This is a genomic window from Sphingobium sp. BYY-5 (genome assembly GCF_022758885.1).
Taxonomy (GTDB): Bacteria; Pseudomonadota; Alphaproteobacteria; order Sphingomonadales; family Sphingomonadaceae; genus Sphingobium.
In genome coordinates this window covers 667,323-687,173 of the sequence record NZ_JALEBH010000001.1, presented here as the reverse complement: position 1 = coordinate 687,173, position 19,851 = coordinate 667,323, and the positions used below count along the sequence as shown (strand labels likewise).

Genomic DNA, 19,851 nt, shown 5'->3' with positions numbered 1-19,851 from the left:
ACCTCAGGCGGGCTTGACCAGCGTCACCTGCGCCACGTCGATCCCGCCGCCGCGAAAACCGCCTTCGCAATAGATCAGATAATAGCGCCACAAGGCCACGAAATGCTGGTCGAAACTGGCCGGCAACCGGCCTTCCTCGACCACCCGGTCGAAGTGCTGGCGCCATCGCCGCAGCGTCTCAGCATAATGGCCCCCAAAGCGATGCACGTCGCGCCATTCCAGACCCTGCTGTTCCGCCAGCGCGCGGAAACGGCTTTCGGAAAGCAGCATCCCGCCGGGGAAGATATAGGTCTGGATGAAGTCTGCGCCGCGCGCATAGCCTTCGAAAATGGCGTCATCGATCAGGATATACTGGATCGCCGCCCTGCCGCCGGGCTTCAGCAATCGATGGATCGCCTCAAGATAGGCGGGCCAGTAACGCTGGCCAACCGCTTCCACCATTTCGACGCTGGCGATGGCGTCATATTGCCCCTGCGCGTCGCGATAGTCAGTCAGCGCGATCTGCGCCCCTGATCCCAGGCGATCACGCGCATAATCCGCCTGCTCGGTCGACAGGGTCAGGCCGGTATATGCGATCGCGCGCCGCTCCATCGCCTGCTCGGCCAAACCGCCCCAGCCGCAACCGATTTCCAGCAGCGCGTCGCCATCCTTCAATACCAGCCGGTCGAGAATGGCATCAACCTTGCGCCGTTGCGCCTGCTCTAGATTTTCGACCGGATTGTCAGGATTAAGGAACAATGCACTGGAATAATGCATATTCCTGTCCAGCCATAGGCTGTAGAAATCATTCCCCAGATCATAATGATAGGCGATATTGTGGCGCGAGCCGGTCCGGCTGTTGCGACGCATCCAATGCGCTGCCCGCCCGATCCAGCGCGCTGGACCGTGGGCGCGCGCCACCTGCCCCAATGGCACGGCGTTGTGCATGAAGAGCGCGAAGAGCGACACCGGGTCGGGGCTCGACCATTCGCCGGCAGCCCAGGCGCGATACCAGCCGGCCGAACCCGAACTGGCCAGGCGAATCACCGCGCGCCAGTGATGGATATGGACGATACTGGACGGTCCCTCCGCCCGCCCGCCCAGCAGGCGGCGCGTGCCGTCGGGCAAACGGGCTTCCAGCACGCCCTGTTCCAACCCATGGTCGATCCGATCAAGTAGCCGGTGGAAGGTCGGCGCCAACCATCGCGCAATTCGGCCGGGCGCCCCTTCACTGTGCGGCTGCCGGATGGTCAGGGCGCGCCGACCGCGCCGGGGATCAGTGGCGTTCATTTCGCCAATTCTGCCGCAAGCGAAACATTACTGCAATCATCGCGTCATCCCCTGCCAGACGGCGCCGTATCAACCCTCTACATGCCGACGCCAAAAATAAAATGATGGGATCACAAGCATGTTCCCCGGCTTGACCCATCGCAAATCGGACAAGCCGCGATTCGCTCAATGGACGAGATGTCCAGCGCCGCTTATCTTCCCGCTATCCGTTACGACACACGAGCCGTTTCCAGGGGTGGGAACCGGCCTGCAGCAGGAATATGGAACCGATGGCTTCAATGCCGAACGATCAGGAATTGGGATACCGGCCTTGCGTCGGCATGATGCTCGTCAACATGGACGGCAAGGTTTTCGTAGGCCAGCGAATCGATAATGCCGTCGAAGCCTGGCAGATGCCCCAGGGCGGCATTGATGACGGCGAAGATCCCAGAACTGCGGCTTTTCGCGAGTTGCTTGAGGAAACGGGAATCAGCGGCGAGCATGTCGAGATCATCTCCGCGACCAAGGAAGAACATTATTACGACCTGCCGCCCGAACTGATCGGCAAATTATGGGGCGGCAAATATCGCGGCCAGCGGCAGATCTGGTTCCTCGCCCGCTTCCTGGGCAAGGACAGCGATGTCGACATCCGGACCAAGCATCCGGAATTTCGCGAATGGAGATGGGCCGAGCCTGAAACGCTGCCGGAACTGATCGTGCCGTTCAAGCGCAAGCTCTATCGCGACATATTACAGGAGTTCAGGGCGCTCATCTGACGCATCCTTTGAAAAAGGGGGCTTAAAATCTGCGGTCGGATGGCTAAGAAGACGACATGCGCGCGCCCCTTTTCCTGCTCTCCCTCCTCTGTGCCACCCCCGCCATCGCCACCGATGACGTGCCACTGCCGCCGACCGTGCGCGAAATGCTGGAGGCGGCGATCGCCAATGGCAATGAGACGGACATCGCGACCGTCGCCAAGATCGCCAGACAGACCAATCCCGAATCCTCCAGCGAAATCCAGAGAATGGTCGCAAGCTGGAAGGAACGGACCAAGGCGACGCATGATACACTGATTCGCGAAGCCAGTTTCGGCGACCTATGGACTGGCCGGGTCGAAGCGGGCGGCTTTCGTTCCACCGGCTCCACCAGCGAAATCGGCATCAGCGTCAACGCGACGGTATCCCGAATCGGCCTGCAATGGACCCACAAGCTGACGGCCAGCGCCGATTATCGCCGCGCCAATGGCATCACCTCGCGCGAGCGCTATTTCGGAAGCTATGAGCCGCGCTACGAGTTCGATTCGCGCGGCTTCGCCTATGGGCTGACGCAGTTCGAACGAGACACGTCGATCGGCTATGACGAACGTTATACCGAGTCGATCGGCGTGGGTTACAAGCTGATCATGAGCAAGCCGCTGGACCTGTCGGTGGATATCGGTCCGTCCGTGCGTCACGCCAAATATCTGACCGGCGAGCGCGAAACCAAACTGGGCGTGCGTGGTTCCATGGGGCTGGCCTGGCGTGCGTCCCCCACGCTGACCATCAAGCAGAGCGCCGCCGGCTATGCCGAAAGCGAGGTCTACACGCTCAATTCCCTGACCTCGATCGAGACCAAGGTGGCCACGCGCTGGTCAGCGGCGCTGTCCTACAATGTCCAGTATGAATCGGAAACGCTGCTGTCGGCGCGGGACTTCGACACGCTCAGCCGTTTGACCCTGACATATGATTTCTGATCGACGCAATTTTCGTGCGGGGGTGGAGGCGCGCATCGGGGTCTGATAGACCCCCAGAATGACCCTCTTGTCTCCAGCCGAACTCAGGCTTCTGGACCACGTGGCAGCCGCGCCCATGCTAGGCCAAGTGCAGGATTGGGCGGCGATCAACAGCGGATCGCGCAATCTGGACGGCCTGGCGCAGATGGCGGACAGGCTCGCCGACGCCTTTGCCGTCCTGCCGGGCGATATAAGACTGGTGGAAGCCGTGCCGGTCGAGAGCGTCGCGCCCGACGGCCAGGTCCAGACCATCACCCATGGACGTCACCTGCACCTGTCCGTGCGCCCGCAAGCACCTATCCGCCTGCTGCTGACCGGCCATATGGACACGGTGTTCCCGGTCGATCATCCGTTCCAACAGCAAAATTGGCTGGAGCCGGGCATCCTCAACGGCCCCGGCGTGGCCGATATGAAAGGCGGCATCGCCGTCATGCTGGCAGCGCTCACGGCGCTCGAAACTTCGGATGCCATTGCAACGCTGGGCTATGATGTCGTCGTCAACAGCGATGAGGAGGTCGGCAGCCCCTCCTCCGCCGCGCTGCTGCGTCAGGCGGCGCAGGGCAAGATCGCGGCCTTCACCTATGAACCTGCCCTGCCGGACGGCACATTGGCGGGCGCGCGGGCGGGCAGCGGCAATTTCTCGATCATCGTCACCGGGCGCAGCGCCCATGCCGGACGCAACCCGGACGAAGGACGCAATGCGCTACTGGCGGCCGCCGATCTGGCGCTGCGGCTGAAAGCCGGAAGCGGCACGGGCTTTTCCTGCAATCCAGCCAAGATCGACGGCGGCGGGCCAAACAATGTCGTGCCCGACCATGCCGTGCTGCGGGTCAATTTCCGCCCGAAGACGCCGCAGGATGAGCTGATCGCCCGCGCCCTGATCGACACCGCAATGGCGGCGGTCGCACGAGAACATGATGTCAGCCTGCATCTGCATGGCGGATTCGGCCGCCCGTCCAAGCCGATGGACGAGAAGGCTAAGCGACTGTTCGGACTGGTCAAGCAATGCGGCGCTGACTTGGGGCTTTCTATCGGCTGGCGCGATACCGGAGGCGTGTGTGACGGCAATAATATCGCGGCCTGCGGCGTGCCGGTAGTCGACACGATGGGCGTGCGCGGCGGCAGCATCCATAGCGATGCCGAATTTCTGCTGACCGACAGCCTGGCCGAACGCGCGCGATTGTCCGCGCTGACGCTGTGGCGGATCGCGCAGAGCCGATTCGATCCGGGACGAGACACATAAAGAGGGGATGACCGCTTGAGCTTCATCATGCGCATCGCGCGCGCGGACGATTTGCAGACGCTGTATGAAATGGCGAAACTGACGGGCGGCGGCTTCACCAACCTGCCGCCCGACCGCACGGCGCTGGCCGCCAAGCTGGAGCGGACCGAAAAGGCGCTGGCGCGGCAGAGCGAGAGCATCGAGGACGAACTGATCGTCATGGTGCTGGAGAATGTCGAGACCGGCCAGGTTCGCGGCACCTGCCAGATATTCTCCACCGTGGGGCAGAGCTGGCCCTTCTATTCCTACCGCCTGGGCGTGCTGACCCAGCATAGCCGGGAACTGGGCCGCACCTTCCGCGCGCAGATGCTCTCGCTCACCACCGACCTGGAAGGATCGGTGGAGGTCGGCGGCCTTTTCCTCCATCCACGTGAACGCGCCGAGGGGCTGGGCCTGCTGCTGGCGCGCAGCCGCTATCTCTATATTCGCAATCATCGCGCGCGCTTTGGCGACCGGGTGATCGCGGAACTGCGCGGCGTCATCGATGAAGCGGGTGGATCGCCTTTCTGGGATGGCCTCGCCGGGCGCTTCTTCGGCATGAATTTTCAGGAGGCGGATGAGTTCAACGCGGTGAACGGCAACCAGTTCATCGCCGACCTGATGCCCAAGACGCCGATCTATACAGCGATGCTGACCGACAGCGCCCGCGCCGTCATCGGCCTGCCCCACCCCAATGGTCGCGCGGCGATGCGGATGCTGGAGACGGAGGGTTTCGACAATGCGGGCTATGTCGATATTTTCGACGGCGGCCCGACCATGGTGGGGCAGATCGACCAGTTGAAGACCATCGCCGCCGCGCGCGACGTCGCCCTGTCCGCCACCCATGACAAGGGCGGGGACAGGATGCTGATCGCCACCGGGCGGCTGGCCGATTATCGCTGCACCTGGGGCTTTGTACAGGAAGGGCCGGATGGCGCGGTATCGCTCGACGCTGACAGTGTGGCCCGGCTGGGGTTGGAGATTGGCGACAATTTCACCATGGCGGGGCGAGCATGAGCGTTACCGAGATTAATTTCGACGGACTGATCGGACCAAGCCATAATTATGCGGGACTGAGCCTGGGCAACCTTGCCTCTGCGCGCAATGCGGGTGCCGTATCGCAGCCACGGGCGGCGGCGTTGCAGGGTATCGAAAAGATGCGCGGCAACATCCGGCTGGGTTTGAAACAGGGCATATTCCTGCCCCAGTGGCGCCCCGACGGCGCCTGGCTCGCGCGGCTGGGCACCGATGTCGGCGAGGCGGAGCCGCATATCCGGGCGGCCGCCATGTCCGCCTCCTCCATGTGGGCAGCCAATGCGGCGACCATATCTCCCGCCGCCGATACAACCGATGGGCGGACGCACCTGACCGTCGCCAATCTCGTCACCATGGCGCATCGCAGCCATGAATGGCCGCAGACGCTGGCGCAATTGCGACTCGCCTTCTCCGACGAGCGTGCCTTTGCCGTGCATGATCCGGTGCCCCCGCCCTTCGGCGATGAAGGGGCGGCCAATCATATGCGGCTGACCGAGCGGCACGACCTGCCGGGCGTTGAGGTGTTCGTCTATGGCCAGTCGGGCGGCCCCTTCCCCGCGCGGCAGCATGTGGAGGCGAGCAAGGCGGTCGCGCGCGTCCATGGCCTTGACGCAGCCAGGACGCTGTTCGTGCAGCAGTCGGAGGAAGCGATCGCGGCCGGCGCCTTCCACAATGACGTGGTGGCGGTGGCGAACGAGCGGGTGCTGTTCACCCATGAACAGGCCTTTGCCGACAAGATGGCCTTCTACGCCGCCCTGCGCGAAGCGTTGCCCTGTGTGGAAATCGTCGAAGTACCGGCGAGCGCGGTCAGCCTGGGCGATGCGATCAAAAGCTATCTGTTCAATGCGCAGCTCGTGACCCTGCCCGATGCCAGCATGGCGCTGATCCTGCCGACCGAGGCGCAGGAGACGCCGGCCGTATGGGACTGGTTGCAGCAGATGATCGCGGGCAATGGCCCGATCCGCCGGCTGGTCCCCGTCAATGTGCGCCAGTCCATGGCCAATGGTGGTGGCCCCGCCTGCCTGCGGCTGCGCGTCGTGGCCGATCCCGCCACCATCGATCCGCGATTCCTGGTGGACGAAGCGAAGCTGGACGCCATCGCCGCGATCGTTGCCGCCTATTGGCCCAAAACAATCGCACCGGACGACCTGGCGGACACACGGCTGATCGCCCGGATCGAACAATCATGGTTAACGCTCGTTGACGATTTGCAGCTATCGGGCGACCTTGTGCCCTAGCGGGGGTATCCAACCCGATAGGACCGAGATGGAACGGATCAAGCGCCTCTTCACCATCAAGACCAAGTTCGAAGCGTTCCTGGTCATCTATGCCCTTGCCCTGGGTGCGGCAGAGCGCGGCATGGTCTATATGCAGCATTATCCCGGCATGGGCGGTCAGTTGCTGGCGCTTGCCTGTTCGGGCGCGGTGTTCATGGCGGGCGGCAAGATCATCGATGCGCTGGACTATCAGCGCGGAAACTGAGTTTCATCGCATAGCGGCTTCCTGACCGTTCATCACCGCGCCCTTGCCCTGCCCGCCGACGCCCGGCAGGAGGGGATCATGGGCGCTATCATGTTGCAGGGAACCGGGTCGGACGTGGGCAAGTCGGTGCTGGTTGCCGGGCTGTGCCGGGCGCTGGTGCGGCGGGGCTATCGGGTCAGGCCGTTCAAGCCGCAGAATATGTCCAACAATGCCGCCGTCACCACCGATGGTGGCGAGATCGGCCGGGCGCAGGCGTTGCAGGCCATCGCCTGCGGGGTTGCGCCACATACGGACATGAATCCGGTGCTGCTGAAACCCCAGGCCGACCGGACATCGCAACTCATCGTCCATGGTCAGGCGCGCGGTACGCTGGGTTCGGGCAATTTCCGCGCGGTACGCGGGGAGTTGCTGGGCGCGGTGCTCGAAAGCTATGCGCGGCTGAAGGCACAATGCGATATCGTCGTGGTCGAGGGTGCGGGGTCTCCCGCCGAAATCAACCTGCGTGCCGGGGATATCGCCAATATGGGCTTCGCCCGCGCGGCGAACGTGCCGGTGATACTGGTCGGTGATATCGACCGGGGCGGCGTGATAGCCGCTATGGTCGGCACCCGAACCGTGATCGACCCCGATGATGCGGCGATGATCCGCGGCTTCCTTATCAACAAATTTCGCGGCGATCCGGCCTTGTTCGAGGACGGCTATCGCCAGATCGAAACCTTGTCAGGCTGGCACGGCTTGGGGGTGGTGCCATGGCTGGACGCAGTGGCGCGATTGCCGAGCGAGGACGCAGTTGTGCTGGAACGGCGCAGTTTCTCCACGCAAGCGCCGCTGGTGATCGCCTGTCCCGTGTTACCGCGCATTTCCAATTTCGACGACCTCGATCCGCTGAAGCTGGAACCGGCGGTCGACCTGCGCATGATCGGGCCGGGCCAGCCCATCCCGGCCGAAACGACGCTAGTGATCCTGCCCGGATCGAAGGCGACGGTCGCCGACATGCGCGCGCTGGTGGCGCAGGGGTGGGACATCGATATCCGCGCGCATCATCGGCGCGGCGGCGCGGTGCTGGGCATTTGCGGCGGATACCAGATGTTGGGGCGGAGGATCGACGATCCCGATGGGCTGGAGGGGCCGCCGGGCGCAATCAATGGGTTGGGCCTGCTGAACGTGGAAACGGTGCTGAGCGGCAAAAAAACGTTAGAGGCAGTACGCGGGCGAGCATTGGAGGCCGATTTCAGCGGCTATGAAATGCATATGGGGCGAACGGACGGGCCGGACTGCGCGCGCCCCTTCGCCATGCTGGACGGACATTCCGATGGCGCCATCAGCCGCGACGGCCGCGTCATGGGCAGCTATGTCCATGGGCTGCTCAACGATAGCGCGTTGCGCGACGCGCTGCTGAAGCGACTGGGCGGGCAATCGGCGGGCGAGGATTATGACCGGTCGGTCGAGGACGCGCTGGACGAGATCGCGGCGCTGCTGGAAACCCATGCCGACATCGACGCGATGGTGGCGCTGGCAATGGGCTGACGCGATTCGAATGGGCTGCGAAATGTCCGGAGTGGATCGGGAGGAGGCCTTGTCCACGCGGACTCATGGGTACGGGTCGGATATGTCCGCGACAATGCGCGCGGCCATAATGACATTGTCCGGCTTGAGGTGATCCAGCACAAATACCCGCCAGCCCCGGACCTTGGTTGAAAGGTCTCGATCGGCCTGCCCATAGCGGCATCGGCATTCGCATATTTGGAAAATGGTGCACCCGGAGCGATTCGAACGCCCGACCCTCAGATTCGTAGTCTGATGCTCTATCCAGCTGAGCTACGGGTGCGTGAGAAAGGTGACGGATCGTGGCTGGAAGCCCGGACCGAAAGCCCTTCTGAAAAATGGTGCACCCGGAACGATTCGAACGTCCGACCCTCAGATTCGTAGTCTGATGCTCTATCCAGCTGAGCTACGGGTGCGTTGGAGACGCGCAGATAGAAGCGTCCGGCCGATTGGGCAAGCCCCTTTTTACACTTTTCCTACGGTTACATCCACGGCCTTGCCCAAGCGAGGAGCTTTGCCCCGGTTCCCCATTCAAGCCACGGAAAAATAGGGGTGTGCGGTAAAAGAAAGGGCGGGGTTTTGCCCCGCCCTTTTCCTATCACCGCTTGGCCAGCGCGGCCTGCGCCGCCGCCAGACGGGCGATGGGCACGCGATAGGGCGAGGCCGATACATAATCGAGCCCCGTCGCCTCGCAGAAGGCGATCGAGGCGGGGTCGCCGCCATGTTCGCCGCAGATGCCGAGCTTGATGCCCGGACGGGTCGCACGGCCGCGTTCGGCGGCGAGCTGGATCAGTTCGCCCACGCCCTCCACATCGATGCTGACGAACGGGTCGCGGGCGAAGATGCCCTTGTCCACATATTGCGTCAGGAAGCGGCCGGCGTCGTCGCGGCTGATGCCGATCGTGGTCTGCGTCAGGTCGTTGGTGCCGAAGGAGAAGAACTCGCCCACTTCGGCGATCTCGCCGGCCTTGAGCGCGGCGCGCGGCAGTTCGATCATCGTGCCGACCAGATAGTCGACCGACGCGCCCTGTTCCGCGAAGACATCCTTGGCGACCTGATCGACGATCGCCTTCATCAGCTCCAGCTCCTTCTTCGTCGCGACGAGCGGGATCATGACTTCGGGAATCGGCGCCTGACCGGTCCGTTCCTTCACGATCAGCGCGGCTTCGAAGATCGCGCGGGCCTGCATCTCGTAGATTTCGGGATAGGTGACGCCCAGGCGGCAACCGCGATGGCCCAGCATCGGGTTGAACTCATGCAGTTCGGCGGCGCGACGCTTGAGCGTTTCCACACCAACGCCTGCGGCTTTGGCCACATCCTCAAACTCCGCTTCACCATGCGGCAGAAATTCGTGCAGCGGCGGGTCGAGCAGACGGATGGTGACGGGCAGGCCCGCCATCACCAGGAATATCTGCGCGAAATCGTCCCGCTGTTCCGGCAGCAGCTTGTCGAGCGCGGCGCGGCGGCCCTTCTCACTGTCGGCCAGGATCATCTCGCGCACGGCGGTGATGCGCGCCGCGTCGAAGAACATATGTTCGGTACGACACAGGCCCACACCTTCCGCACCGAAATCGCGCGCAGTCTGGCAGTCCAGCGGGGTTTCGGCGTTGGCGCGGACCTTGAGGCGGCGAACCTTGTCGGCCCAGCCCATCAGGATGCCGAAATCGCCCGCCAGTTCGGGCTGCACGGTCGGCACTTCGCCCGCCATCACTTCGCCGGTGGCGCCGTCGATGGTGAGGATGTCGCCTTCCTTCAACTCGCGATTGCCGATGCGCAATATCTTGGCGGCATTGTCGATCGACAGGCTGCCCGCGCCGGAGACGCAGGGGCGGCCCATGCCGCGCGCCACCACGGCAGCGTGGCTGGTCATGCCACCGCGCGCGGTCAGGATGCCCTTGGCCGCGTGCATACCGTGAATATCTTCCGGGCTGGTTTCGACGCGAACCAGGATGACGGCGTCGCCCAGTTCGCTGTGACGTTCGGCAGTGTCGGCGTCGAACACGATCGCGCCCGAAGCCGCGCCCGGCGAAGCGGGCAGACCCTTGGTCAGCACGTCGCGGGGCGCCTTGGGATCGAGCGTCGGATGCAGCAACTGGTCGAGCGCGGCGGGATCGACACGGGCGACGGCTTCCTCTTCCGAGATCAGCCCTTCATTGGCCATGTCGACCGCAATCTTGAGCGCGGCCTTGGCGGTGCGCTTTCCGGACCTCGTCTGGAGCATCCAGAGCTTGCCCTGCTGCACCGTGAACTCGATATCCTGCATGTCGCGATAATGGGTTTCGAGGATGTCGAACACCCGCGCCAGTTCGGCATAGGTTTCCGGCATCGCCTCTTCCATCGACAGCGGCTTGGCCCCTGCCCGCTCGCGCGCGGCAAGGGTCAGATATTGCGGCGTGCGGATGCCCGCGACCACATCCTCCCCCTGCGCGTTGATGAGATATTCGCCATAATAGGCATTCTCGCCGGTCGCCGGATCGCGGGTGAACGCAACGCCGGTGGCCGAGGTGTCGCCCATATTGCCGAACACCATCGCCTGCACATTGACGGCCGTGCCCCAGTCGCCGGGGATGGAATTGAGGCGGCGATAGACCTTGGCCCGGTCCGCCTGCCAGCTACCGAACACGGCGCTGATCGCGCCCCAAAGCTGGTCATGCACATCCTGCGGGAAGGGCTTGTTCCACAGCTTGGCGACCAGCGCCTTATATTCGGCGACTAGACCCTTCCAGTCGTCGGCGGTCATTTCGGTGTCGAGCGTATAGCCCTGATCTTCCTTGGCGATTTCGAGCGCTTCCTCGAACGCGCCATGGTCCAGTTCCAGCACAACGTCCGAATACATCTGGATGAAGCGGCGATAGCTGTCCCAGGCGAAACGCTCGTCCCCGCTCGCGGCGGCGAGGCCCAGAACCGTCTCGTCATTGAGGCCGAGGTTAAGCACGGTGTCCATCATGCCGGGCATGGAGATGCGCGCGCCCGACCGGACGGAAACGAGCAGCGGATCGGCCTTGTCGCCGAAGATCTTGCCGGTCACGCCCTCGATATGGGTGATGCCGTTCGCGACTTCCGCCTTCAGGCTGTCGGGATAGACGCCGCCATCCTGATAATAGCGGGTGCACATTTCCGTCGTGATGGTGAAACCCGGCGGCACCGGCAGACCGATTGCGGCCATGCCATCCAGGTTCGCGCCCTTGCCGCCCAGCAAGTTCTTGTCACCCTTCCCCCCGTCATTCACGCCACCGCCGAAACGATAGACATAGCGGGTCGAAGTGCTGCTCATCTGGGCCTCTTCCGTCATAACCATAGTACCGGCTCTCCCTGCACTGATTGCCGAGTTTGTGCGTTGCAACAATGTTACCGCAGATAGCGGCTTAATAGAGGAGGATATAGGATATATCCCCCTTAACTTCGCATATTTCCCGTAGAAGTTGGAATATCGTTTCCTTATCCCGTAATTTTCGAAAAGTCGGCGACATTGTGCACTGCATCACGCACCCGCGCCAGCAGCGCGAGGCGAGTCGTGCGTTTGGCCGGATCGGCATCATTGACCGTGACGCTGTCAAAGAAGGCGTCGATCGGCGCGCGGAGCGTCGCGAGCGCGGCCATGGCGCCTTCGAACTCCTCGGCCGCGACAGCCTGTGCCGCCTGCGGTTCCGCCACGTCGAGCGCAGCGATCAGATCAGCTTCCGCCTTTTCGGGGATGTAGGAAAGGGCCTTTTGCGCGACCAGTCCACTTCCGTCACCCCGGACTTGATCCGGGGTCTCGCTGCCTTCAGCGCCGCCAGACAAGCGGGACCCCGGCTCAAGGCCGGGGTGACGGGTGGGTTCAAGCGCCTCTGCGCCTTCTTTCTTGAGGATATTGGCGGCGCGCTTGTAGCCGGCGAGCAGGTTCGTGCCATCGTCGGTCGCGACAAAGGACTGGAGCGCCTTCACGCGAGCGAGCAGGCGAATCAGATCATCCTCGCCGCCCAGCGCGAACACCGCGTCGATCAGGTCGTGACGAACGCCGGCTTCCTTCTGCTGAACCTTGAGGCGATCGGCGAAGAAGTCGAGGAGTTCGCTGACCAGCGCGGTGGCGGCGTCACGCTCCACGCCCGTCCAGGCCCGGTCGGGATTGAAACCCGCCATGATGCTGACCATCAAACGACCCAGATGTTCTTGATTACCCGCAATATTTTTACCGCGTAGTTTGGAGAGTTCCGCAAGCAACTGGGTGTTGAGGAAAGACCGCCGGATCAGATCGAAGCTGTAGGAAATAGCCGACGCCAACGACAGGCGGATCTTGTTTTCGGTCAGCAGACTGAGGATGGACAGGGCCGATCGCCGCAAAGCGAAGGGGTCTTTCGATCCGGTCGGGAACATACCAGCGGCGAAGAAGGCTACCAGCGTATCCAGCTTATCCGCCAGCGACACCGCCACCGTAACCGGTGCGGTCGGCACGTCATCGCCCTGCCCGACCGGCTTATAATGGTCGCGGATCGCGTCGGCGACGGCATCGGGCAGGCCTTCGGCGCGGGCGTAATAGCCGCCCATCACGCCCTGCAATTCGGGGAATTCGCCGACCATTTCGGTGACGAGATCGGCCTTGGCGAGATAAGCAGCCTGTTCGGCGAGGTCGGCGAGCGTTTTTTTATCTTCGTCATGCCCGCGAAGGCGGGAATCCATCTCCGGCGCTGCGTCCGGATGCGAGGTCGGGAGATGGGTCCCCGCCTTCGCGGGGATGACGGTTGATATTGGGGTGACGGATGTGTCGGGGGTAACGATCCCCTCTTCCACCAGCCAGCGGGCGAGTTTCGCGACGCGCTCCACCTTGTCGGCGACGGTGCCCAGCTTCTCATGGAAGGTGATGCGCACAAGTTTTTCGGCATGTTCGGCCAGCGTCTTGCGCGTAGAACGGCGACGCGACGCGCCCGTCCCCTCATGATGCCACTGGTCCTCTTCCCAGAAATGGCGGGCATCGCTCAACCGCGCAGCGAGCACCTTGCGGTTGCCCGCGATGATCGCCGCGCCGCCATCCTTCGCCTCGATATTGGCGGTGCAGATGAAGGCGGGCGCCAGTTTCCCGGCAGCGTCGCGCAGCACGAAATATTTCTGGTTGATGCGCAGGGTTAGCTGGATAACCTCAGGCGGCACCTCAAGGAAGGCCGGGTCGAAATCGCCCAGCAGCGGCACCGGCCATTCGGTCAGGCCCGCATTCTCCGCGACCAGTCCCTTGTCCTCGATGACGGTGTAGCCCTTGGCGGCGGCTGCCTCTTCGGCCTTCGCCGCGATGATCGCCTGCCGTTCCTGATGGCTGACGATGACGTGGCAGGCGCGCAGCTTTTCGGCATAGTCGTGCGCACCACCAATGGTGATTTCACCGGGATGATGGAAGCGGTGGCCGAGCGTGGCGAAGCCTGACTTAATGACATTCTTGTTGGCCGCATCGCCGGACGGAAAACCGGTTCCCACTTTTCCTGGCGATGCTCCTTCGATCTCGATATCGACCAGTTCCTCGCCCAATATGGCGACGATGCCCTGGAGCGGACGGACCCAGCGCAGGCTTTCCGTGGTCTGGCTGGCGACGCCCCAGCGCATCGACTTGGGCCAGGGAAAGGCGCGGATGATGGCGGGAACGGCTTGCGCCAGCACTTCGGCGGTGGCGCGGCCGGGCTTGTTCACGACAGCGAACCAGACACCTTCCCGGTCTTCGAGCTGGTCCTGGGTCAGGCCGGTCTTGCGCAGGAAGCCGTCGAGCGCCTGGGCCGGGGCGCTGGTGCGCGGGCCTTTAAATTCCTCGCTCACCGCCGCGGTTTCGAGCGGCAGGTCGCGGGCGATCAGCGCGAGGCGGCGGGGGGTGACGAAGCTGTCGATGCTGCTCGGCTTGAGGCCAGCCTTCGCCAGTTCCTCGGTAAAGAGGCGGGCGAGATCGTCCGATGCCTTCAATTGCATACGCGCGGGAATTTCCTCGCAGCGCAGTTCGAGGAGGAAGTCAGTCATGCTTCAAGTCCATCAAGAATCCATCCTCCCCTGGAAGGGGAGGTGTCTGGCGCAGCCAGACGGAGGGGTGTCACGCTATCGAGAGGAGAACACCCCTCCGTCAGCACTTCGTGCTGCCACCTCCCCTGCAAGGGGAGGATGAACGAAGCGCAGATCACGCCGCCCACCCCGGATATTTCGCAGCCCATTCGTCGCTGTTGCTAGCAATCCACGCCTCGCAGCTACCCTTTGCCATGTCGCGCACCTGGCCCATGTAGCTCGCGCGTTCCTGTACCGAAATGACGCCGCGCGCCTGGAGCAGGTTGAAGACATGGCTGGCCTTGATCGCCTGGTCATAAGCGGCCAGCGGCACATTGGCGTCGATGCACTGGCGCCATTCGGCCTGGCAGTCCTTGAACCAGCGGAACAGCTTTTCGGTGTCGGCGATCTCGAAATTCCATTTCGACATCTGCTGCTCATTCGCCAGGAACACGTCGCCATAGGTCACACCGGCGTCGTTGAACTTGAGGTCATAGACGCTGTCGACACCCTGAATATACATGGCGAGGCGTTCGAGGCCGTAGGTCAGTTCGCCCGCGACCGGCTTGCAGTCATAGCCGCCCATCTGCTGGAAATAGGTGAACTGGGTGACTTCCATGCCGTCGCACCAGACTTCCCAGCCCAGACCCCAGGCGCCCAGCGTGGGGCTTTCCCAGTCATCCTCGACGAAGCGGATGTCGTGGACCAGCGGGTCGATGCCGATTTCCACCAGCGATCCCAGATAGAGTTCCTGCAAGTTCGCCGGGGACGGCTTCATGATGACCTGATATTGGTAATAATGCTGGAGCCGGTTGGGATTTTCGCCATAGCGGCCGTCGGTCGGGCGGCGGCTGGGCTGCACATAGGCGGCGTTCCAGGCGTTCGGGCCAAGGCTGCGCAGCGTGGTCGCAGGGTGGAAGGTGCCCGCGCCCACTTCCATGTCATAGGGTTGGAGGATGACGCAGCCCTGTTTCCCCCAATAGGCATGGAGGGTCAGGATCAGGTCCTGGAAGGAAAGCGCTTTGCCTTCGGCCACGGATAGTCCTTGCTGAAATAGCTGTTTTACGTGGCTGGCGCCTTGGCGCATGAGGCCGGAGGGGTCAAGGAAAAGCGGCGGCAATCAGGGTTAAACGGCTTGCCCTTCGGCCCTGCGCTCCCCATGGAAGGGGGATGAAGATGATCCCCGCTTTGCTGCGCGCGCTGAGCGCCGCGCTGCTGCTGGTCGGCGGCGTGGCGCAGGCCCGTCCCGCCAACACCACCACCCCTGCCCTCTGGCAGGTCAAGGACGCCGACACGACCATCTATCTGTTCGGCACCGTCCATGTGATGAAGCCGGGGATCGACTGGTTCGACGGGACCGTGAAACGGGCGTTCGACGGTTCGGATCAGTTGGTGCTGGAAATCATCGAGCCGGACGATCCCAGCCAGTTGGGCGCAACCATGTCGACCATGGCGCTGGCGAAGGACGGGGTGAAGCTGTCCGACCGGCTGAACGACAAGGCGCGAACCGCCTATCAGGCAGCAATGGAATCCTATGGCCTGCCCTGGCAGACATTCGACATGTTCAATCCCTGGATGGCGGGCATGATATTGTCGGTCGCGCCGCTGGAGCGGCTGGGATACAGGAATGACCTGGGCGCGGAGAAGATATTGCGCAGCGCAGCGCAGGCCGCGGGCAAGAAGGTCGACGCGCTGGAAACGGTGGAGCAGCAGGTGGGCTTCTTCGCCGAGTTGCCGATGGCGCAGCAGGTACAGTTCCTGAACGCCACGGTGGACGGCTTGCCGGATATGGAGAAGGAATTTGGCGACCTGCTGACCTATTGGCAGGCGGGGCAGCCGGACAAGCTGGCCAAGGCGATGAACGAATCGCTGGAGGCGACGCCGGAACTGGCGCAGGTACTGCTGACCGACCGCAACGCCAATTGGGCCAGGTGGATCAAGGCGCGGCTGGAGCAGCCCGGCACGGTCTTCGTCGCGGTCGGCGCGGGCCATCTAGCGGGCAAGAACAGCGTGCAGGAGCAGTTGAAGGCGCTGGGCGTGGTGACGCATCGCGTGAAGGAGTGACGCGATAATGCGTCTCGTCACCGGGCTCCTCGCCCTTTTCGCCCTCACCCTGATCGCAGCCTGCGACAAGGCGCCCCAGCCCCCGGCGCAGGGTGGCCCGGCGCTGTGGCAGGTGCAGCGCGGCGATATGAACGGCTGGTTGTTCGGCACGATCCATGTCCTGCCCAGGGGCGTCGCCTGGGACACACCGGCGATCAGGGACGCCATGGGGCAGGCGGACCGGCTGGTGCTGGAGGCGGCGGATTTGCAGGACCAGCAGAAGACGCTGGCCCTGTTCGAGCAGATGGGCCGCAGTCCCGGCCTGCCGCCGCTGGAGGCGCGCGTGCCGATGGACGAGAAGGCCGCACTGGTCAAGGCGATCGACGATGGCGGCACCAGTTCGCAACTGCTGTCGGGCTATGAAAGCTGGGCGGCGGCGATGCTGCTCTCGGCGGCGAGCCAGCAGGCGCTCCATGTCAGCCAGGATGACGGGGTGGAGCCGGTGCTGATCGAGACCTTCAAAAAAGCGGGCAAGCCGATCGACGGACTGGAGACGGTGGAACGGCAGTTCGCGGCGTTCGATACGCTACCGGAAGCGGCGCAGGCCAAGCTGCTGGTGCAGACGGTGCATGAAGCCAAGGACATGAAGGCGCTGTACGACCTCATCCTCAAAGCCTGGGTCAAGGGCGACATGGATGCCATCGCCAGGGAGGACCAACATGGCGAGCAACCAGACCCGCAAGTTGAGGAAGCCGTGCTGGTCGCGCGCAACCGCGATTGGGCGAAGGCGATCGGACCGATGAAGGGGCGGCCCTTCATCGCGGTCGGCGCGGGCCATCTGACGGGGCGGGAGAATCTGATCGACCTGCTGAAAGCGCGGGGATTTACGGTGACGCGGGTGCAGTAACCGCCTCCATTCGCTTTGAACGGAGGTTTGCGCGTCGCCCGCTAATGTGGTGGCCTCCCGCTTTGTCAGGGCTGATACCAAGATACATTGATGAGAACTCACGCTGGCCTGTTCCCCGGCCCTTCGACTGCCTGCTTGCAGCAGGCGCTCAGGATAAACTTCGGCCGGGGTCCAGTTCGAACCGTGGACCTGGACCCCGGCTTTCGCCGGGGAACAACATCCGATCGATCTTGATGAGTCATTCTCTACGCAGTTTAGTATTAGGCGCCCTTCTTCTTCTTTTCCTTATGCTCGTGAAGAAGGATATCCAGTTCAGCTATGCGCTGGCGCTCTGGCGTATCCTTGGCGAGGCCTTTCAGCCGACAGGCAGCCCAAAGACTCTTGCGCTCTGATTCCAACGCCTTCAGGTATAAGTCAGCCATTTAATCTCCATGCTTTCCGCCAAGCATATAGAAGGCGCGGCTGGGATGCGACAGGCGATCCGTCAAATTTCAAACGGAGGCGCCAGTCCGTCGCCCCTTCCTCTTGCCTTTCTACCGCTTTCTGCTAAAGGGCCGCCTTCCCGTTATGGTCATCCCTGGAGGCGTGGCGGGAAAATTGTATCAATCTGCTTTTGGAGACACGCAATGAGCGAGCAGCTTACGCTGTCGGCCGAGGCACGCGATCGGGCAGGCAAGGGAGCCTCCCGCGCTCTCCGCCGCGAGGGCCGCGTTCCCGCCGTCATCTACGGAAATAATGAAGAACCCCTGTCGATCCACGTCGAGGAAAAGCTCCTCAGCAAACAGCTCGGCACCGGCCACTTCTTCAATTCGGTCATCATGGTCGAAGTCGGCGGCAAGACTGTCCGCACGCTCGCCAAGGACGTGGCATTCCACCCCGTCTCCGACCGTCCGCTGCACGCCGATTTCCTGCGCGTTTCGGAACATGCCTCCGTCCACGTCAACGTGCCGGTGCGCTTCGCCAACGAAGACGCTTCGCCGGGCCTGAAGAAGGGCGGCGTGTTGAACATCGTTCGTCACGAAGTCGAACTGATCGTCGACGCCGCTGAAATCCCCGAAGATGTCGTCGTCGACCTCCAGGGCTTCGAAGTCGGCGATTCGATCCACATCAGCGCGGTGACGCTGCCCAAGGGCGCGAAGACCGCGATCGACGATCGTGACTTCACCATCGCCACCATCGTTGCCCCGTCGGCTCTCAAGAGCGCCGAAGGCGACGCCGAAACCCCGGCAGCAGAAGGCGAATAAGCCTTTCCTAGCCGTACGGTTTTTGCTCAACCCCGTTCGGGCTGAGCTTGTCGAAGCCCTGCCCTTCTCTTCAAGGAAGGACGGCCCTTCGACAGGCTCAGGGCGAACGGGGTTTTGTGTGTTTGGAGGATTTTCATGCAGATCTGGGTCGGCCTCGGCAATCCGGGCGCGCAATATGCGATGCACCGGCATAATGTCGGCTTCATGGCCGTAGACCTGATCGCCGACATGCACCGCTTTTCGCCGCCGAAGAAGCAGTTCCAGGGCTGGGTGCAGGAAGGGCGGATCGGCCCGGAAAAAATCCTGCTGCTGAAACCCGCCACCTTCATGAACGAAAGCGGCCGCTCGGTGGGCGAAGCGATGCGCTTCTACAAGCTCACCCCGCAGGACGTCACGGTCTTTCACGATGAACTCGACCTGACGCCGATGAAGGTCAAGGTGAAGCGCGGCGGCGGCAATGCCGGGCATAATGGGCTGCGATCGACCGACGCGCATATCGGCGCGGATTTCCGCCGGGTGCGGATCGGCATCGGCCATCCGGGGCACAAGGACAAGGTCCATGGCTATGTGCTGGGCAATTACGCCAAGAGCGAGATGGACGCCCTGGCCGACATGCTGGGCGCGATCGGCGCGGAGGCGGAGTGGCTGGCGAAGAATGACGACGCCCGTTTCATGAACGAAGTCGCGCTGCGGCTGGCGGACTGATCCACCTGCCGCAGCAGGGAACGATCCGTTCCCAGAAGCGAAGCACCTATGATCATGAGAGTGCTGGTGCGGATGGTCGGACTCGAACCGACATGTATTGCTACGGCGGATTTTGAGCTACAAGTGAAAAGAGAAAATACGCCTAACCATACTGGAACTAGATGATTTTTTCTGGATTGTCAATGACAGCAAGGTCATATGCGGCCACCCCACCAGCCCTCTTGGAGCAAGCGTGCATAATTCGATCCTAGTTCAGAGCCCGACGTTCTTATCAAATGATGAAGCTGCCAATTTTCTCCGCCTTTCCCCACGCACACTTGAAAAGCTGCGGGTTGTGGGCGGCGGACCGCCGTTCAGGAAACTCCGGAGAAGAGTATTTTACGCGCTGGAAGATCTGCAAAAATGGGCAGCCTGTCGAGCCTTCGACACCACCGCCGATCCACATTACCAACGATATGGTGTGTGAATGACGAGGCCTTGCAGCGGGGGCCGAGCGGTCAGGCCTCATATCCTATGAACTATTTCCACTCGAAATTTGTTGCTGCCCGATCCCGCAGGGGCCGATCCAATCCGCTCAAATACCCGACACCACCGATCTCCTTCAATGGCCGCCCTGCAT

17 protein-coding genes and 2 tRNA genes are annotated in these 19,851 nt (G+C 62.8%); 12 read left to right on the top strand and 7 right to left on the bottom strand.

The genetic code is table 11. The features are described 5' to 3' along the window. Positions 1–3: 3 nt before the first annotated feature. Positions 4–1,269 carry a cyclopropane-fatty-acyl-phospholipid synthase family protein gene (locus MOK15_RS03390; RefSeq protein ID WP_242930316.1) on the bottom strand — a complete coding sequence of 422 codons (1,266 nt, stop codon included), beginning with the start codon at positions 1,267–1,269 and terminating at the stop codon, positions 4–6. 269 nt (positions 1,270–1,538) lie between these two features. On the opposite strand from MOK15_RS03390, the gene MOK15_RS03385 reads away from it, so the two are divergent. The 7 genes from MOK15_RS03385 (at position 1,539) to MOK15_RS03355 (ending at position 8,324) form a co-directional block, all read left to right on the top strand. Then, positions 1,539–2,024: an RNA pyrophosphohydrolase gene (locus MOK15_RS03385; protein ID WP_242930315.1), complete on the top strand. Its 486-nt coding sequence runs from the start codon at positions 1,539–1,541 to the stop codon at positions 2,022–2,024. Between the two features lie 56 nt (positions 2,025–2,080). Next, entirely contained in the window at positions 2,081–2,980 is a 900-nt protein-coding gene (locus MOK15_RS03380) for a DUF481 domain-containing protein (RefSeq protein ID WP_242930314.1), read from the top strand. Positions 2,981–3,038: 58 nt separating this feature from the next. Next, a complete protein-coding gene (locus tag MOK15_RS03375) occupies positions 3,039–4,262 on the top strand; it encodes a hydrolase (protein WP_242930313.1) in 1,224 nt (407 codons plus the stop codon). 15 nt (positions 4,263–4,277) lie between these two features. Then, positions 4,278–5,297, top strand: a complete 1,020-nt coding sequence (locus MOK15_RS03370) for an arginine N-succinyltransferase (RefSeq protein ID WP_242930312.1) — start codon at positions 4,278–4,280, stop codon at positions 5,295–5,297. Next, the gene (locus tag MOK15_RS03365) at positions 5,294–6,553 is read left to right on the top strand and encodes an N-succinylarginine dihydrolase (RefSeq protein WP_242930311.1); all 1,260 of its coding nucleotides are present in this window, start codon (positions 5,294–5,296) and stop codon (positions 6,551–6,553) included. Before MOK15_RS03370 ends, MOK15_RS03365 begins: the two co-directional genes overlap by 4 nt. Before the next feature lie 28 nt (positions 6,554–6,581). Continuing rightward, the gene (locus MOK15_RS03360) at positions 6,582–6,797 is read left to right on the top strand and encodes a hypothetical protein (RefSeq protein ID WP_242930310.1); all 216 of its coding nucleotides are present in this window, start codon (positions 6,582–6,584) and stop codon (positions 6,795–6,797) included. A 78-nt stretch (positions 6,798–6,875) separates the two neighbouring features. Beyond that, complete coding sequence (locus tag MOK15_RS03355; protein ID WP_242930309.1) at positions 6,876–8,324, top strand: cobyric acid synthase; 1,449 nt, start codon at positions 6,876–6,878, stop codon at positions 8,322–8,324. A 224-nt stretch (positions 8,325–8,548) separates the two neighbouring features. Here MOK15_RS03355 and MOK15_RS03350 read toward each other — a convergent pair. The 5 genes from MOK15_RS03350 to MOK15_RS03330 all read right to left on the bottom strand — a co-directional run bounded on the left by MOK15_RS03350 (position 8,549) and on the right by MOK15_RS03330 (position 15,369). Further along, positions 8,549–8,625, bottom strand: a tRNA-Arg gene (locus tag MOK15_RS03350). Between the two features lie 56 nt (positions 8,626–8,681). Next, positions 8,682–8,758 (bottom strand) — tRNA-Arg (locus tag MOK15_RS03345). Between the two features lie 182 nt (positions 8,759–8,940). Beyond that, entirely contained in the window at positions 8,941–11,640 is a 2,700-nt protein-coding gene (gene ppdK / locus MOK15_RS03340) for a pyruvate, phosphate dikinase (protein ID WP_242930308.1), read from the bottom strand. Between the two features lie 140 nt (positions 11,641–11,780). Next, entirely contained in the window at positions 11,781–14,315 is a 2,535-nt protein-coding gene (gene glyS / locus MOK15_RS03335; protein ID WP_242930307.1) for a glycine--tRNA ligase subunit beta, read from the bottom strand. A 154-nt stretch (positions 14,316–14,469) separates the two neighbouring features. Continuing rightward, positions 14,470–15,369 (bottom strand): glycine--tRNA ligase subunit alpha, encoded by a 900-nt coding sequence (locus tag MOK15_RS03330; RefSeq protein WP_242930306.1) that lies wholly within the window; start codon positions 15,367–15,369, stop codon positions 14,470–14,472. A 134-nt stretch (positions 15,370–15,503) separates the two neighbouring features. Here MOK15_RS03330 and MOK15_RS03325 point away from each other — a divergent pair, with 134 nt between their 5' ends. Beyond that, positions 15,504–16,397, top strand: a complete 894-nt coding sequence (locus tag MOK15_RS03325) for a TraB/GumN family protein (protein WP_242930305.1) — start codon at positions 15,504–15,506, stop codon at positions 16,395–16,397. Between the two features lie 7 nt (positions 16,398–16,404). After that, a complete protein-coding gene (locus MOK15_RS03320) occupies positions 16,405–17,283 on the top strand; it encodes a TraB/GumN family protein (RefSeq protein WP_242930304.1) in 879 nt (292 codons plus the stop codon). Positions 17,284–17,543: 260 nt separating this feature from the next. Here the strand turns inward: MOK15_RS03320 and MOK15_RS03315 are convergent, their stop codons facing one another. Next, positions 17,544–17,705, bottom strand: coding sequence for a hypothetical protein (locus MOK15_RS03315; protein ID WP_242930303.1), 162 nt, complete (start codon positions 17,703–17,705; stop codon positions 17,544–17,546). 204 nt (positions 17,706–17,909) lie between these two features. Between MOK15_RS03315 and MOK15_RS03310 the strand changes: the two genes are divergently transcribed. From MOK15_RS03310 to MOK15_RS03300, 3 genes are all read left to right on the top strand, one after another. Beyond that, complete coding sequence (locus MOK15_RS03310; protein WP_242930302.1) at positions 17,910–18,527, top strand: 50S ribosomal protein L25/general stress protein Ctc; 618 nt, start codon at positions 17,910–17,912, stop codon at positions 18,525–18,527. 135 nt (positions 18,528–18,662) lie between these two features. Beyond that, complete coding sequence (gene pth / locus MOK15_RS03305) at positions 18,663–19,232, top strand: aminoacyl-tRNA hydrolase (protein WP_242930301.1); 570 nt, start codon at positions 18,663–18,665, stop codon at positions 19,230–19,232. Positions 19,233–19,464: 232 nt separating this feature from the next. Then, positions 19,465–19,698, top strand: coding sequence for a helix-turn-helix domain-containing protein (locus MOK15_RS03300; protein ID WP_242930300.1), 234 nt, complete (start codon positions 19,465–19,467; stop codon positions 19,696–19,698). Positions 19,699–19,851: the final 153 nt, after the last annotated feature.

Bases quoted from the DNA above. Each gene is read 5' to 3' on its own strand.
- MOK15_RS03390 (WP_242930316.1), bottom strand. From the start codon at position 1,269: ATGAACGCCACTGATCCCCGGCGCGGTCGGCGCGCCCTGACCATCCGG.
- MOK15_RS03385 (WP_242930315.1), top strand. From the start codon at position 1,539: ATGGCTTCAATGCCGAACGATCAGGAATTGGGATACCGGCCTTGCGTC.
- MOK15_RS03380 (WP_242930314.1), top strand. From the start codon at position 2,081: ATGCGCGCGCCCCTTTTCCTGCTCTCCCTCCTCTGTGCCACCCCCGCC.
- MOK15_RS03375 (WP_242930313.1), top strand. From the start codon at position 3,039: ATGACCCTCTTGTCTCCAGCCGAACTCAGGCTTCTGGACCACGTGGCA.
- MOK15_RS03365 (WP_242930311.1), top strand. From the start codon at position 5,294: ATGAGCGTTACCGAGATTAATTTCGACGGACTGATCGGACCAAGCCAT.
- MOK15_RS03360 (WP_242930310.1), top strand. From the start codon at position 6,582: ATGGAACGGATCAAGCGCCTCTTCACCATCAAGACCAAGTTCGAAGCG.
- MOK15_RS03355 (WP_242930309.1), top strand. From the start codon at position 6,876: ATGGGCGCTATCATGTTGCAGGGAACCGGGTCGGACGTGGGCAAGTCG.
- ppdK (WP_242930308.1), bottom strand. From the start codon at position 11,640: ATGGTTATGACGGAAGAGGCCCAGATGAGCAGCACTTCGACCCGCTAT.
- glyS (WP_242930307.1), bottom strand. From the start codon at position 14,315: ATGACTGACTTCCTCCTCGAACTGCGCTGCGAGGAAATTCCCGCGCGT.
- MOK15_RS03325 (WP_242930305.1), top strand. From the start codon at position 15,504: ATGAAGATGATCCCCGCTTTGCTGCGCGCGCTGAGCGCCGCGCTGCTG.
- MOK15_RS03320 (WP_242930304.1), top strand. From the start codon at position 16,405: ATGCGTCTCGTCACCGGGCTCCTCGCCCTTTTCGCCCTCACCCTGATC.
- MOK15_RS03315 (WP_242930303.1), bottom strand. From the start codon at position 17,705: ATGGCTGACTTATACCTGAAGGCGTTGGAATCAGAGCGCAAGAGTCTT.
- MOK15_RS03310 (WP_242930302.1), top strand. From the start codon at position 17,910: ATGAGCGAGCAGCTTACGCTGTCGGCCGAGGCACGCGATCGGGCAGGC.
- pth (WP_242930301.1), top strand. From the start codon at position 18,663: ATGCAGATCTGGGTCGGCCTCGGCAATCCGGGCGCGCAATATGCGATG.